21 protein-coding genes and 1 tRNA gene are annotated in these 12,120 nt (G+C 66.0%); 13 read left to right on the forward strand and 9 right to left on the reverse strand.

Annotated features, from left to right (window positions below):
- Positions 1 to 120 precede the first annotated feature (120 nt).
- Complete coding sequence (locus IMZ29_RS04150) at positions 121 to 744, forward strand: hypothetical protein (RefSeq protein WP_216180911.1); 624 nt, start codon at positions 121 to 123, stop codon at positions 742 to 744.
- Between the two features lie 106 nt (positions 745 to 850).
- Here the strand turns inward: IMZ29_RS04150 and IMZ29_RS04155 are convergent, their stop codons facing one another.
- Positions 851 to 1,402 carry a DUF6891 domain-containing protein gene (locus IMZ29_RS04155; RefSeq protein ID WP_216180915.1) on the reverse strand — a complete coding sequence of 184 codons (552 nt, stop codon included), beginning with the start codon at positions 1,400 to 1,402 and terminating at the stop codon, positions 851 to 853.
- A gap of 308 nt (positions 1,403 to 1,710) precedes the next feature.
- Here IMZ29_RS04155 and IMZ29_RS04160 point away from each other — a divergent pair, with 308 nt between their 5' ends.
- From IMZ29_RS04160 to IMZ29_RS04175, 4 genes are all read left to right on the forward strand, one after another.
- Positions 1,711 to 2,178, forward strand: a complete 468-nt coding sequence (locus IMZ29_RS04160) for a hypothetical protein (protein WP_216180918.1) — start codon at positions 1,711 to 1,713, stop codon at positions 2,176 to 2,178.
- A gap of 149 nt (positions 2,179 to 2,327) precedes the next feature.
- On the forward strand, positions 2,328 to 3,290 hold the full coding sequence (locus IMZ29_RS04165; protein ID WP_216180919.1) for a GGDEF domain-containing protein: 963 nt from the start codon (positions 2,328 to 2,330) through the stop codon (positions 3,288 to 3,290).
- Positions 3,291 to 3,392: 102 nt separating this feature from the next.
- Positions 3,393 to 3,614, forward strand: coding sequence for a hypothetical protein (locus IMZ29_RS04170; protein ID WP_216180923.1), 222 nt, complete (start codon positions 3,393 to 3,395; stop codon positions 3,612 to 3,614).
- An 80-nt stretch (positions 3,615 to 3,694) separates the two neighbouring features.
- Positions 3,695 to 4,705: a hypothetical protein gene (locus IMZ29_RS04175; RefSeq protein ID WP_216180926.1), complete on the forward strand. Its 1,011-nt coding sequence runs from the start codon at positions 3,695 to 3,697 to the stop codon at positions 4,703 to 4,705.
- A 15-nt stretch (positions 4,706 to 4,720) separates the two neighbouring features.
- On the opposite strand, the gene IMZ29_RS04180 is transcribed toward IMZ29_RS04175, so the two are convergent.
- The 6 genes from IMZ29_RS04180 to IMZ29_RS04195 all read right to left on the reverse strand — a co-directional run bounded on the left by IMZ29_RS04180 (position 4,721) and on the right by IMZ29_RS04195 (position 6,893).
- Complete coding sequence (locus IMZ29_RS04180; RefSeq protein WP_371820107.1) at positions 4,721 to 5,332, reverse strand: DNA/RNA non-specific endonuclease; 612 nt, start codon at positions 5,330 to 5,332, stop codon at positions 4,721 to 4,723.
- Positions 5,307 to 5,639 (reverse strand): hypothetical protein, encoded by a 333-nt coding sequence (locus IMZ29_RS23190; RefSeq protein WP_371820108.1) that lies wholly within the window; start codon positions 5,637 to 5,639, stop codon positions 5,307 to 5,309. The genes IMZ29_RS04180 and IMZ29_RS23190 overlap by 26 nt, the downstream gene beginning before the upstream one ends.
- 85 nt (positions 5,640 to 5,724) lie before the next feature.
- Entirely contained in the window at positions 5,725 to 6,066 is a 342-nt protein-coding gene (locus tag IMZ29_RS04185) for a DHCW motif cupin fold protein (protein ID WP_216180928.1), read from the reverse strand.
- Between the two features lie 29 nt (positions 6,067 to 6,095).
- The gene (locus IMZ29_RS23045; protein ID WP_256445150.1) at positions 6,096 to 6,221 is read right to left on the reverse strand and encodes a hypothetical protein; all 126 of its coding nucleotides are present in this window, start codon (positions 6,219 to 6,221) and stop codon (positions 6,096 to 6,098) included.
- Positions 6,218 to 6,454, reverse strand: coding sequence for a hypothetical protein (locus tag IMZ29_RS04190; protein ID WP_216180932.1), 237 nt, complete (start codon positions 6,452 to 6,454; stop codon positions 6,218 to 6,220). The genes IMZ29_RS23045 and IMZ29_RS04190 overlap by 4 nt, the downstream gene beginning before the upstream one ends.
- A 97-nt stretch (positions 6,455 to 6,551) precedes the next feature.
- Positions 6,552 to 6,893: a hypothetical protein gene (locus IMZ29_RS04195; protein ID WP_216180935.1), complete on the reverse strand. Its 342-nt coding sequence runs from the start codon at positions 6,891 to 6,893 to the stop codon at positions 6,552 to 6,554.
- Positions 6,894 to 7,055: 162 nt separating this feature from the next.
- Between IMZ29_RS04195 and IMZ29_RS04200 the strand changes: the two genes are divergently transcribed.
- The 4 genes from IMZ29_RS04200 to IMZ29_RS04215 all read left to right on the forward strand — a co-directional run bounded on the left by IMZ29_RS04200 (position 7,056) and on the right by IMZ29_RS04215 (position 9,104).
- Positions 7,056 to 7,208 carry a hypothetical protein gene (locus IMZ29_RS04200; protein WP_216180938.1) on the forward strand — a complete coding sequence of 51 codons (153 nt, stop codon included), beginning with the start codon at positions 7,056 to 7,058 and terminating at the stop codon, positions 7,206 to 7,208.
- Between the two features lie 141 nt (positions 7,209 to 7,349).
- Complete coding sequence (locus IMZ29_RS04205) at positions 7,350 to 7,643, forward strand: YciI family protein (RefSeq protein ID WP_216180940.1); 294 nt, start codon at positions 7,350 to 7,352, stop codon at positions 7,641 to 7,643.
- 126 nt (positions 7,644 to 7,769) lie between these two features.
- Entirely contained in the window at positions 7,770 to 8,825 is a 1,056-nt protein-coding gene (locus IMZ29_RS23195) for a DUF3592 domain-containing protein (protein WP_216180945.1), read from the forward strand.
- Between the two features lie 126 nt (positions 8,826 to 8,951).
- Positions 8,952 to 9,104, forward strand: a complete 153-nt coding sequence (locus tag IMZ29_RS04215) for a hypothetical protein (protein WP_216180950.1) — start codon at positions 8,952 to 8,954, stop codon at positions 9,102 to 9,104.
- A 21-nt stretch (positions 9,105 to 9,125) separates the two neighbouring features.
- On the opposite strand, the gene IMZ29_RS04220 is transcribed toward IMZ29_RS04215, so the two are convergent.
- Both IMZ29_RS04220 and IMZ29_RS04225 read right to left on the reverse strand, forming a co-directional pair.
- On the reverse strand, positions 9,126 to 9,539 hold the full coding sequence (locus tag IMZ29_RS04220; protein ID WP_216180955.1) for an SRPBCC family protein: 414 nt from the start codon (positions 9,537 to 9,539) through the stop codon (positions 9,126 to 9,128).
- A 13-nt stretch (positions 9,540 to 9,552) separates the two neighbouring features.
- Positions 9,553 to 10,233, reverse strand: coding sequence for a DJ-1/PfpI family protein (locus tag IMZ29_RS04225; protein ID WP_216180960.1), 681 nt, complete (start codon positions 10,231 to 10,233; stop codon positions 9,553 to 9,555).
- Positions 10,234 to 10,502: 269 nt separating this feature from the next.
- Between IMZ29_RS04225 and IMZ29_RS04230 the strand changes: the two genes are divergently transcribed.
- The 4 genes from IMZ29_RS04230 to IMZ29_RS04245 all read left to right on the forward strand — a co-directional run bounded on the left by IMZ29_RS04230 (position 10,503) and on the right by IMZ29_RS04245 (position 12,040).
- Positions 10,503 to 10,587, forward strand: a tRNA-Leu gene (locus IMZ29_RS04230).
- 155 nt (positions 10,588 to 10,742) lie between these two features.
- On the forward strand, positions 10,743 to 11,423 hold the full coding sequence (locus IMZ29_RS04235) for an SOS response-associated peptidase (protein WP_216180963.1): 681 nt from the start codon (positions 10,743 to 10,745) through the stop codon (positions 11,421 to 11,423).
- A gap of 232 nt (positions 11,424 to 11,655) precedes the next feature.
- Entirely contained in the window at positions 11,656 to 11,832 is a 177-nt protein-coding gene (locus IMZ29_RS04240) for a hypothetical protein (RefSeq protein WP_216180965.1), read from the forward strand.
- A gap of 34 nt (positions 11,833 to 11,866) precedes the next feature.
- Positions 11,867 to 12,040, forward strand: coding sequence for a hypothetical protein (locus IMZ29_RS04245; protein ID WP_216180967.1), 174 nt, complete (start codon positions 11,867 to 11,869; stop codon positions 12,038 to 12,040).
- The last annotated feature ends 80 nt before the right edge of the window (positions 12,041 to 12,120 follow it).

The following is a 12,120-nucleotide window of genomic DNA, read 5'->3' on the forward strand; positions in this document are numbered from 1 at the left end:
AGCGTGCTGCGACGGTAAAGGGAGCAATGCTCCGGGCGCGTGCCGCCGGATCCGGACAGGTGACGACAACACGGAGGTCGGAAAATTGTAAGCTATCGTTCCTTTCCCGATCGTCGCGCCATGCCCAGCCCGCGAACGTCTCTTCCAAGCCATGCCGCCATCCGAGGTGCGGCCGTGCTGTGCCTGATGCTGTCGGCAGTTGCCGCTCACGCACAGGCGCCTGCCTGGGCAGATGGGCGCTCCTTCGAAGGCCCGGTGACGCTGCACTTCACCGCGCCGGGCAGGACAGCACGCACGGTGCATGGCACGGGCTCCGCGCGCTGGCTCGCCGATGCGGGCAGCGCCCGCTTCGTGCTGCAGGCAGACGAGCCCCGCACCAACACCCGTGTGCACCTGGTCTTCGAGGGCAACATCACCGGATCGGGCTGGCGCAGTGCCGCGGGCCCCGTCACGCTGGCCGTCAACCCTGACGGACGGATCACAGGCGGCGGAACGGATCCGGCGTTGCAGCGCACGCTGGCGTTCGCCGGTGTGGTGCATGAGACGACGCTGCATCTGCAGACTCACACCGCACTGGCCCGAGCCGAGGGTGGCCTGCCGGTGGGTACTGAGATCACCGCCGAGTACGCGTTGACACGCCCGGCGTCGTCGCTGTCGTCTGCCGGCGAGGATTGCCGTCGACAAGGCATGAACGTGGTGCCGAGCCGAAGCACCGGCCTGCCGCCGCGTGGCACCTGTCCCTGACGCTGTTCGCAACGACCAATCTGGCGACCGTGCACGGCCGCCGCAGTGCCGGCAGGCGCTGCGCCAGGCAGGGCCCGCGATTGGCACACCGGGCCGCCCTGCACGGTCAGCGCCGCTTCCAGTCGAAGTCGGGAATCTCGATGCAGCGGTTCACGTCGCCCGTCCATTCAGGCTTCAGACCCGCGTCCTGCAGTGCTGTGATGACGCGCTGGGCGACGCCCGTGCGATCTGCATCATCACCCTCGACATGGTCGAACGCGATCAGCAGCACCCTGTCGGCCAGGACACGCTCCACATCCTGGCCATGATAGAAGCAGTAGCCATCGACGGCGCCCTCGGGCAATGCGGCCAGCGCCTCGGCGGCCTCCACATGGCCATCAGAACGCGTGTAGCCCGCATTGTGCAGCCCGAGCACGCGCGCACCTCTCAGCGCATCGAACGCGGCGTCCAGCCGGTCGCAGTCGGTATGCGCCGGCCAGGAAGCGGCGGCCGCGATCTTGCGCTGCTGCTCAGATCGGGCGAAGGCCCACAGGGCCTCAGCGTCCAGCGTGGGCTCATCGATCAGCAGGTCATCGATCAGATCGGCGATGTCCTCATCGTCATGGAACCCGGACCAGACGGCGTGCCAGATGACGTCGCGCTCTTCGCTGTCGAGCATGGTGCTACCTCGGTGGATTGGGTGGGGACAGGGATCCATGATTCCGCGGACCTCGCGCGCTCTGCAACGGCGAGAGGTAAGCCATTGAAACAACGACGCGCTGCGCCACGGTGCCTGCAGGCGAGACGCCATGGCGTTCAGCCCCGTGTATCGAGAACGCCCGTCAACGGCCGTTACACAGTGCTGCGGGCTCGCGAAGCCTGCTCCGCTACGCTGGCCGCCTCCCGACTCTTGCCTACGCCCCGATGCGCCTGCTCCTCCCGTCTCTTCGCTCACGTCGCGTTGCCGTCGCTTCTCACCTCGCCGCCGTGGCCCTCTGCCTGCCCCTGAACACGCTGGCCGCGACCCAGCCATTCATGGCCGGCGCGCCTTATCAAGGCGATGTGACCCTGGGCGTCGTGCTGCCCGATGGACGCACCCACACCAAGACCACTCACGGCAGCATTGCATTCACCCCGGAGCCGAACCAGACCGACGTCGTCCAGATGGTGATGCGGGCCGACGAGAGCGATGCCGGGGCGAGCAGCGAGCTCATCCTCTTCGGCACGTATGAGGACGGCGGCTGGCACACGCTCGACGACGTGATCGACGTGCAGGTGCAGCCAAACGGACAGATCCGGGGCACGGGGGATGACGATGACAAGCAGTTCCTGTTTTCAGGGACGGGATCGGCCACCCGACTGCAGCTTAACAAGGAGATCTTGCTCGTCACGGAACAGGGCGGCGCGCCTGCGGGCACACGCCTCACCTTCAGCTACACCCTGACGCGTCCGTAAGCGCATGCGGCGGGCAGTCCAGAAGCAAATCGACACCCGCCGCCGGGTGAATGTCGTTACGATCAAGGAACACCATTCGCTTGATCGTGCCCACGGTTCCTGCCGGCGTTCCTGCCGCAGGACAACATCCGCCACGCCGCCTCTCGCCTGTGATCGCTGCCCCGATTCCTCAGAACGACCCGGAACGCCTCGCCGTCCTGCACGCGCTCGACGTGCTCGACACCCCGCCCCAAGCCCGCTTCGACCATGTGACGCGACTTGCACGCCGGGTCTTCGATGTCCCGATCGCGCTCATCACGCTGGTGGACCGCGAACGGCAATGGTTCAAGTCCCGGGTTGGCCTGCCGGTGACGCAGACACCGCGCGACGTTTCCTTCTGCGCGCACGCCATCCTGCAGGATGAAGTCATGGTGGTGCCCGATGCGAGCCAGGATCGGCGCTTTCATGACAATCCGCTCGTCACGGGCGAGCCGCACATCCGCTTCTATGCAGGCTGCCCCCTGCAGACGCCCGACCATGTGAAGCTTGGCACCTTGTGCATTCTCGACAGGCAGGCACGGCGACTGGACCAGGACGAACGCGCGTTGCTGCGCGACCTCGCCCAGATGGTGTCGCAGGATCTGGTGTCGGCACAGATCGCCGCCGAGGATCCGCTGACGGGCCTCATGAACCGGCGCGGATTCGAGCAGCTTGCGCCTCGCGTGCTCCAGGCATGCCAGCGCGGCGGCCAGCCCGTGGGGCTCATGTACTTCGATCTCGATCGCTTCAAGCGCATCAACGATGAGCATGGCCACGCCGAGGGTGATCGCGCGCTGCGCCTCTTTGCGACGGCACTGCGCCGGTCGTTTCGAGAGGACGACATCGTCGCCCGTCTCGCAGGCGACGAGTTCGTGGCCGTGCTGCCATTGGCCGATGCCAGCCAGGGTGATCACATCCGCGAGCGTCTTGCCGGTGCCCTGGCCGATGCCGTGCAGCGAGAGCACCTGCCCTACCCGCTCGTGGCCAGTGCAGGGTTTGCCGCGTACGACCCCGCCCGCCACGCAGACTTCGCTGCGGTGCTCGCCGAGGCGGATCACGCCATGCTGGCCGCCAAGCCGCGCGCCGTGCGCTGACGCGGGCTTATGACGTCGGCATCCCGTCATCTGCGACTCGACGGCATCGATCCTGCTAGGGGTACGACAGGCACATGCCTGACACCTTTATCGGAGACTGCCATGAAGACCCAGATCAGCTACACCAAGACCGATGGCGGCACGGGCGTCGCCCTCGTCGACGGCGCGGTCGACGATCCGCTCGAAGCCAAGCGCGAGCTGGCGGCCGCGTTGAACCTGCCGGAAGACGTGAACAACACCGGAAACGTCACAGAAGTGGATGCGCGCCTGCGCGCAGGCGGCGTGCAGCCGGAGTCGGTCAGCACCGTTCCCGTCTCTGAGTGATGTCGGACGGCGGGACGGCTCACTTGCCGTCCCGCCGCATTCCACGGACAATGCGGCCCCGTTTCACGAGGTCTGTCCGTATGAGTACCCCGTTACGTCGTTATGCTCGGCGCGGCATTTTTGCCCTCGGCCTGGCATTTGCCACCAGCGCCACCGCGCAGACCCTGTCACTGTCTCAGTTCCCGGCCTTCGAGCTCAGCGAATCGTCACGACTCATCGATCTCGTGCGCAACGTGGATGCCGCTCTCGACACCAACCCGCAAGCCCGCTCACGTCATTGGCGGCCCGTGAGAGATGGCAGCTTGCCAGGTATCGTCGACCTGCAAGTGCAGCCTCGTAACAATGCCGCCGGAAATGTCGCCAACGCCCAGATCGCCGTGCAGTTCGCCAATGCCGATGCGGCAGTGCAGTTTCGCGCGCACCTGCAAGCTGCGGTAGGCGCGCCCGATCCCGCGTGCAGCGATGCGCTACAAGCCCACTGGGCCTTGGCGCCCGGCCAGACCCTCATCTGGCACGAATCGGTCGTGGCAGACAGCCCCGTGTCGCTGACCCTGCTGGACGCCGATGCCCCCGACGTGAACTGCGCGGTGCATGTCGAAGGCCTGGGCGAGCCCTTCGACCCTGCGCCCGTAGTGGCCTTGCTGGATACGCTGCAGAGCCATCCGCTGCCATGGTCGGACACGCCGGCCCTCACCGCGTGGTTAGCCCGGTTTGGCGAGGTGCACCGCCACGGCGACGCGTCCTGCCCCGAGGCCCTGGAAGTGGAGCGCCCGAAGGGCTTGCCCGGGGTCGATCATCTGGCGCTGGAAATACCGTCGTGCAGTGATGCAGATGCGAATGCGTCCCCGGTTCTGCACCTCGTGGTGGGCAGTGCCGACATGTTCGCCGCCCCTGCGCTGCGCAAGCTGTTTGTGACGCGCCATGGCGACCCCGCGCCCGCTTGCGCTCGCCATGACCAAGCGGCCTGGGCCATTGACGATACCACGCACGCCCGCTGGACCCAGGCCATTAACCTGGGCATCGTGCAGATCACGTACGAGGCAAAGGGCAAGAATCCCTGCCCCGCCCCGGACGATCTCGGTCTGCTGTAGACGACGAGGTCGGGGCTAGGAGACGTTGGGCGGCAACAGGTGAAGACCGGTGCGCCGCACGAATTCTTCGTAGGCGATGGGCGCGCCCACCTGGGCCTTCGGATCGTTGGCCTGCCAGTGCACCCACGCGCGACCGGCGTTGGGATCGTAGACCACCTTGTAGAGGTGCGTGGGTACAGCCACACGGCTCTTGCCGATGACCGCGGGCGCGCCGCCCTGGTACACCGGGCCGGTGAAGACAAAGACGTCACCCGCAGCGCGCATGACGTACCGGCGCGTGTCTTCCTCGATTCGGCTCCATGGGCCCGCGTTCTGACGCTGGTCCTGCGGCACCATGTTCGCCAGCGAGAAGCTTTGCGCCATGGCGTCGACCGAGCCCATGTTCCCCGCCGGCGCCATGTGGCCCCGCGAGTAGCCCGAGCCGCGGTAGTCATCCAGATCAGCACGCTCCGCGCTGGGCAGCCGCGCTTCTGCGTAGAAGCGATCCGTGCGCTGCACGCCCTTGGCCCGTTCCAGCCACTGCCGGTTCAGGCGCTCAGCCACGAACACAGGCGTGCGCGTCTGCCCGTTGTGCAGGATCGCAAATGCGCTGAAGCACAGCTCACGCAGTGTGGGCGAGGCAGGCACCGCCGGCAGCCGCCGCGCGGGAAGAACTGCGGCACTCGGAGAACTGCGTATGCGCATAGCCCTGCGAGACCACCGCCGTGGGCGGTGCGGCTTCGCCTGACAGGCCCAACTGCGCGAGCAACGGCTCGAGCGAGAACTCGTCACGCCACTGCGGATTGAGCGCGCAGCTGGCCGCACCGAACGCAGTGACGGCGGCAGCGAGGAAGGCCTTGAACGTGCGCACCTTGCCGCCGGCTGGCGCCTTGCGGGACTTGCGCTTGGAGGAGGAACGAGCGGGACGGCTGGCGGGTTTCTTCGGACGGGTCATGCGCGGGACATCGAGACACACAGGCCCGCCGCGTGATGCAGGCGCGACGGGCCGCCCGATTGTAGGCGAGTCGCGCCCTGCCCGCTCAATCCACCACGAAGAGCCGCGCGCCCGTGGTGGTGTGGGATTGATGCGCCTCGGCATCGTCCCCCACCTGGTAGCTCATGCCCGGCGTGAGCGTGAAGCTGCGGCCGTCTTCGAGCGTGGTGTGAAGCTCGCCTTCGAGGCAGAAGAGGATGTGACCCTTGTGGCACCAGTGGTCTGCGAGATAGCCCGCGCTGTACTCCACCATCCGCACGCGGATCGGGTTCTGTGCGTCGCCAAAGGTGCGGGTGCGCCAATAGGCGACGCCGGTCTCGCCGGCATGCTCGGTGGGCTCGATCGCCTGCCAATCGGTGGTACCGAAGGCGAACGGGGACATCTTCATGGACAACTCCTGGATCGAAGGCGCGTGGATCAGTATCGCGTGCGCTGAGGCAACGCACGATACTCCTGCCAGACCTTTTGCGCTTCGTCCTGCAGCATCTGCGACACGTTCACCTTGCGCTGATCGTAGGGCAGCGCGAGATCGTCCCCGCTCACCGCCAGCGGCGCAGTTTGCGCGTGGCGTCCTGGTTCAGCCGCTCGGCCTCGCGCTCGGCAAACTCGCGCTCGCCCGGCTCGTAGGCGCCTTCGTACATGCAGCGCGAGACCGTGCGGCAATCGGGCGTCGCAGCAACAGGAGATTCGGCAGGGTCGGGCTTGGACGAAGAACACGCGGCCGCCAGGACAGCCATGAGCAGCACGCTGCCAACCCGAAATGATCTGACATTCATACTACGAAAGCCCTGCGGAGTTGATGATGCCGCCAGGATGGCGTCGGCATCGGCAGGCCGCCTTGAGGCAGCCAGAGGAGGTGGCGACGCAGCAAGATCAGGACCGTTCGGCGCGCAGGCGTTCGCATTGAACTGCGATCGTGGCCGAAAAGTGGCTGATCGCGTGCATCATCTGCTCGGGATCCGTGTGCCGCGGCACCCGATAGGCCTCGCGCACCAGGCCGTCCAGGGCGATGACGGCGTCCGCCCCCATGTCGTTGGCCCGCGCATACAGCTCGTCGAGCATGCTCTGCATCGGATAGCCTTCCTGACGCATCTGCATCGTGACTGGCGCCATGCGCGACAACAGATCGCACTCGGTCACCAGCATCCACGCCTGTGCCCACGCCAACTGTGGGCTCAACAGACAGGCCGCCACCAACGACACCCGCAACCGCATCACTTTCTCCCCGTGAGCTTGGGATAGTACGCGGTTTGGGCGAAGGCCGCCGCCGCCCAGGCAGGCCGCCTAGCTCGTGTGAGCCATAGTCGCGCGTCACGGCCAGGCCTACAGTGCACCCATGAATTCGCCAACGGCGAATCACCCACCCAGGAGCGCAGCATGAACAACCCTCAGACCCCGACCGTCGAATCCCTCGACACGCTCGACGACGAGCAACTGGACGCCGTCGCGGGCGGCAGCTGCCTCGACGACTTCCTCGACAAGCTCCTGCACCCCACGCGCGGCATCCCGCACGAGACCCACACCCAGTGAGCTGCCGCTCGCGTGACACCAGGAATTCGCAGGGGATAGTCGTGGCCTGAGCGGCATTGGACACACCTGCCCTGCAGGGCCCGCTGCTATGCTTGCGCCAGGCCCGCCCCGCGCGCGGGCGATCTCTTTAAGGAGAAACCCATGCAGTTCGTCCTTTCGGCCACCGATTTCACCGACGACGGCGCCCTGGAGCGACGCCTCGCCAGCCGCGAGGCCCATCTTGCCCGCGTGCGTGATCTCGCTGCCACCGGTGGCTTTCTGGGCGGCGGCGCCATCCTGGATGCCAAGGGCAAGATGATCGGCTCGAACGCGCATTTCGACTTTCCCACGCGGGAAAGCTTCGACGCCTGGCTCAAGGACGACCCGTACATCGTCAACCGCGTCTGGGAGACCGTGACGATCCACGAGGCCCGCCTCTTCAACCCGGCCGCCTGAGCGGCCTGCCTGCAGGAAGATCCGCCATGCGATTCGGCTACACCATCGTCTACGTGCGATGCCCGGATGGCACCTTGGTCGAGCTGTGCTCGCCAATGGGCTAGTGGCAGCGACATAGAGCACAACGTGCGTCTCATCAGGCGGTTCTTCGGCGTGCTCTTTGCCGTGGTCATCCCGATTCTTGGGGTCGCGCTGCTCATTGCGATCTTCGTGTCTCCACGGTTCCTGCAGGTCGTTGCCAAACTGGATGGAGAAACCCACGCGGTCGCTGCGCAAAGCCTGGGATGCTCGCTGGTGCGCGAAGGCCAGCGTCGGCGCGATGCCGTGTCTTGCCGGTTTGCCTATGCGTGGGAAGGGAAGGCGCGTGAGGCCGACGTCGTCGTCTGGTACAGCGACAACCCGTGGGCGACGCTCGCAGGGCTCGAGCGCACCCTCGCACGCGAGTCGGTCATCGGCACACACACGCTGCGCGTCAACCCGCGCTTTGCGGATCGCCCCACATGGCCGGACACCCGATGGGTGAGCGTGCCACCGTTGTGGCTAAGCCTGAGCCTCGCCTGGCTTGCCCTGCTCGCGGTGGTTGTCTGGTCCAGCGCTGACCGGCCCATGCACCGGCGCAGCGACTACGTACTGGACCCCGCCACGGACAGGCTGGTGCCGATCCCTGGTCGGCGACGGCCACGCCCACACGCCAGGGGCATCCTGCTCTGCGTCTTTGCCGGCGTCACGCTGTACGCTTGTGCCTACGGCATTTCCAACCGCGTCGGCAATGCCGCCATCATGATCGGCATGGGCGGCATGCAACCGACGCCCGCCACGCTGACAGACTGTCAGTCACGCTACGTCGGCCAGCGCAAAGGCACGCACCAGATCGAGTGCGTAGTCCGGTACACGGTGGACGGCGTGCCGTATCGCGGCCACACCGACGCGATGGACTTTCGCTGGTTTCCCACCCGGGAACGCCGCGAGACTCTGCTCGCCACGCTCGAGGGCACGGCGGTCACCGCCTACGTGCATCCCATGCACCCGAGCTATGCACGCGCCTTCGCCAGCCAGGACTGGCTCGTGCCGTGGACCTGGGGCCTTTTCACGCTGATGCAGTGGCTATGCCTGCTGGTGGCCTTTCCGTGGATGGTGGTGTGTGGCGTGCAACACCTTCGACGAGACGCTGCACCCGAATGAGCCGCACGCCAGCGCGACGTCTGGCAGACGACATGGCACGTCAGAGCCATGGCGCCGTGTCTGCCAGAGGCCTACAGTGCAGTCACCGGCTCAGACAAGCCCGAGCCACTACCTCCGGAGTCCACCATGACTGGATCTACCCTCACCCTCGAAGCCCCAGCCCAGGACGAGGCGTTGACCGACGCCCAGCTCGACGCGGTGTGTGGCGCAGGCTGGCTCGATGACTTCGTCGACGCCATCAAGCCCAAGGGGCTGCGCATCAAATACCACCCCTACTGAGCCAGCGCGCCTTGCCCTCGCCTACTGGTCTTCGGCGTGCCGCGCGAAGTTCTCGAGGATGGCTTGCCAACCCGACGCCTGCATGTCGCGCGGATACTCGCCGTCCGGATCGAACGTGACCCGGACCCGCACGGCATCGCCGTCCTCGTGAAACTCGACGACGGCCTGACGATCTCCGAAGGCATACTCCAGCCGCTCGTTCTGCACCACCTTCGTATACGTGCCCGCGAAGTCGAACCCCATGCTGCCGTCCTTGGCTTCCATGCGCGAGGAAAATGCACCGCCCTCGCGCAGATCCACCTGGGCCGCCGGACAATGCCAGTCCGGCGAGGCGAAGTTCCACTGGCGAATGTCGTCCGGGGACGTGTAGGCCCGCCATACTGTGGCGATGGGCGCGTGCACACGCGTCTCTACGGTGATGCGATCTTGCGTCATGACGGGAACCCCTTCAGAGAGAAGACAGCCGGGCCGCGGCGCGCAACGTGGCTTCACGCCGCCGATCAATGAATGCCTGCATGCTGCCGCGCACCGCATCGACCACGTCGGCCGGTGCGGACTTGGGCGAGCCCGCGTCATACGGCGGCGCGGGGTCGTACTCCATCTGCAATTGGATCGCCTGCGCGGTGGCAGCGCCCGCCAGCTCGGCCACCACCGTCAGGGCAAAGTCGATGCCGGAGGTGATGCCCGCGCCCGTGATCCGATTCCGATCCTGCACCACACGTTCGTTGACCGGGATGGCACCGAGCAATGCCAGCTGATCGACGGACGCCCAGTGACTCGTGGCGCGATAGCCCGTCAGAAGACCTGCCGCGCCCAGCACGAGCGAGCCCGTGCACACCGAGGTGACGAGCTGACAGCCCGGCGCCTGGTCCACCAGGAACCGCAAGACCTCGTCGTCATCCATCAAGGCCACCTGCCCCGGCCCACCCGGCACGCACACCAGGTCGAGCTGCGGACACTGATCGAACGTCATCGTCGGCACGAGCTTGAGCCCACGATCGGACGCGACCGGATCCAGGTCCTTCCAGAGAAAATCCACCTGCGCACCCGGCGTCCGGGCAAAGACCTCCGCCGGGCCGGTCAAGTCCAGCTGCGTGAGTTGAGGGAACAGCACAAGGCCGATGCGCATGGACGCTCCGTCAGGAGAGAGTGTGACGGTGCCGCCGAGGGCACCTTCTGACGCATGGTAATGCAATACGCCCAAGGCGCCCCAGCCGGCACCCGCCGTTGACGAGAACGAACTCAAGAACGTGGCAGGCGGCTTCTCCTGGTTCCCGATCCCGCCGGTGTTGCATAAGCGGGATTAGCCCCAGGCTGCCAGAAACCGGGTATACTCATTGACCTTTCCAGGGCTGCACCTCTCGCAGCCCACTGCGCACCTCACAGTGCCGCGCCCATGCCCGGGTGGTGAAATTGGTAGACGCAGGGGACTCAAAATCCCCCGCCGCAAGGCGTGCCGGTTCGATTCCGGCCCCGGGCACCATCATGAAATCAATGGCTTAATCACGATTGACATATCGTGATCTCCAGGCACTCCCCACGGCGTTCCCCATTGGCATTTCCGGCAACTGTTCGCACAGGACTTTTCGAGCGGTATGCGTGAGAATCTATCGGTCTCACCTTGAGCCCGAGAAAGCCATGTGCAGCCACTACCAAGCCGCAAAAGAAGCCGCCCGGGTCGCCAAGTACTTCGGCGCGCTCGGGATGCCGAGCTACGGCCCGTCCGATCTATGGCCGCGACGTGTGGGGCTGTTCGTGCGTCGCCCGCCCGAGCACGAGTCGGGCGATGAGGCGGTGCCAGAGCGCGAGGCAGTAGCGGGCCGCTGGGGCCTGGTGCCATGGACGGCCAAAGGCGACGGTATCGCCAAGGCGGAGAAGCTGAGCACATTCAACGCACGCAGCGAGACGGCCGCCAGCTCCTACACCTACCGCGGCGCGTGGTCGCGCGGCCAGCGGTGCATCATCCCCGCCGAGGCGATCTACGAGCCGGACTGGCGCACCGGGACGGCCATTCCAACGCGGTTCACTCGCGAGGATGGCGCGCCCCTGGGCGTGGCTGGGCTCTGGGATCGGTACCGCAACGCCGCCGGCGAGATCGTCGAGAGCTACACCATGCTCACGATCAACGCCGACGAGCATCCGCTGTTCAAGCACTACCACCAAGCCGACAAGGAAAAGCGCATGGTCGTGATCCTGCCGGATGGCGCCTACGAGGACTGGCTGACGGCGCCGGTGGAGCGGACTCGGGAGTTCCTGCTGCCCTACCCGGCCGATCGGCTGGTGGCGGAGTCTGCTCCCAAGGAAGACGCGCCGGACTGACGGCGAGCGTTACCAACCCCGTGGGCGGCGTCCGCGGGATGCGCGCCGAACCGTGCTGGGTCGAGGACAAGGCGCGAAGAAACGCTCAGATGCAGACAATCGAGCGGTCATGGTCGCTGCGACGTTTGCGGTGATTTGGCGTGGCACACCAGAGCCATAGGCAGCTCCAACGAGCAGGCATCCAGTGCACCCATCGGCTCAGACAACGAGCCACACAACGAAGGAGCAACAAATGACCGCCATGATCAACGATGCCAAGCAAGTCGTCACCACCGCTGCCGAAACGCTGTCCGATGCGCAACTGGACTCAATGGCCGGCGGCTCGTTCAGCGATTTTTTGCACAACACGGTCGAGATCTCGGCCAACATCGCAAAGAACGCCCTCCCGGCGCTGCAGTCCATCATCTGAGTTGCGGCAAGAGCCATTCGTCCAGGAGCCCATCATGCCAGCCGATGCCATCAACGGAATGCTCGATGATGACCAGCTTGATGTCGCTGGCGGGATGTCGGGCACTCAGGAAGCAAACGCCCAGCGATTTGCGAATCTCGAGGAGCGGATCTCGATATTGACGAGTGAGCTCAACGCGTTGATCCAGCAGCGCCATGCTCTGCGTTGATCGACGGGCTGAGCGCAAGGCCTGAGTCGGCATCCGGTCGTGTCTGTGTCATTCCACCCGACCGTCATGCGATCAACGAG

Source organism: Verticiella alkaliphila, from assembly GCF_018904615.1.
In the GTDB taxonomy this organism is placed as follows: domain Bacteria; phylum Pseudomonadota; class Gammaproteobacteria; order Burkholderiales; family Burkholderiaceae_B; genus Verticiella; species Verticiella alkaliphila.

Bases quoted from the DNA above. Each gene is read 5' to 3' on its own strand.
- IMZ29_RS04175 (WP_216180926.1), top strand. From the start codon at position 3,695: ATGAGTACCCCGTTACGTCGTTATGCTCGGCGCGGCATTTTTGCCCTC.
- IMZ29_RS04190 (WP_216180932.1), bottom strand. From the start codon at position 6,454: ATGAATGTCAGATCATTTCGGGTTGGCAGCGTGCTGCTCATGGCTGTC.
- IMZ29_RS04155 (WP_216180915.1), bottom strand. From the start codon at position 1,402: ATGCTCGACAGCGAAGAGCGCGACGTCATCTGGCACGCCGTCTGGTCC.
- IMZ29_RS04240 (WP_216180965.1), top strand. From the start codon at position 11,656: ATGACCGCCATGATCAACGATGCCAAGCAAGTCGTCACCACCGCTGCC.
- IMZ29_RS04170 (WP_216180923.1), top strand. From the start codon at position 3,393: ATGAAGACCCAGATCAGCTACACCAAGACCGATGGCGGCACGGGCGTC.
- IMZ29_RS23190 (WP_371820108.1), bottom strand. From the start codon at position 5,639: ATGACCCGTCCGAAGAAACCCGCCAGCCGTCCCGCTCGTTCCTCCTCC.
- IMZ29_RS04225 (WP_216180960.1), bottom strand. From the start codon at position 10,233: ATGCGCATCGGCCTTGTGCTGTTCCCTCAACTCACGCAGCTGGACTTG.
- IMZ29_RS04200 (WP_216180938.1), top strand. From the start codon at position 7,056: ATGAACAACCCTCAGACCCCGACCGTCGAATCCCTCGACACGCTCGAC.
- IMZ29_RS04205 (WP_216180940.1), top strand. From the start codon at position 7,350: ATGCAGTTCGTCCTTTCGGCCACCGATTTCACCGACGACGGCGCCCTG.
- IMZ29_RS04245 (WP_216180967.1), top strand. From the start codon at position 11,867: ATGCCAGCCGATGCCATCAACGGAATGCTCGATGATGACCAGCTTGAT.
- IMZ29_RS04215 (WP_216180950.1), top strand. From the start codon at position 8,952: ATGACTGGATCTACCCTCACCCTCGAAGCCCCAGCCCAGGACGAGGCG.
- IMZ29_RS04185 (WP_216180928.1), bottom strand. From the start codon at position 6,066: ATGAAGATGTCCCCGTTCGCCTTCGGTACCACCGATTGGCAGGCGATC.
- IMZ29_RS04195 (WP_216180935.1), bottom strand. From the start codon at position 6,893: ATGCGGTTGCGGGTGTCGTTGGTGGCGGCCTGTCTGTTGAGCCCACAG.
- IMZ29_RS04150 (WP_216180911.1), top strand. From the start codon at position 121: ATGCCCAGCCCGCGAACGTCTCTTCCAAGCCATGCCGCCATCCGAGGT.
- IMZ29_RS04235 (WP_216180963.1), top strand. From the start codon at position 10,743: ATGTGCAGCCACTACCAAGCCGCAAAAGAAGCCGCCCGGGTCGCCAAG.
- IMZ29_RS04220 (WP_216180955.1), bottom strand. From the start codon at position 9,539: ATGACGCAAGATCGCATCACCGTAGAGACGCGTGTGCACGCGCCCATC.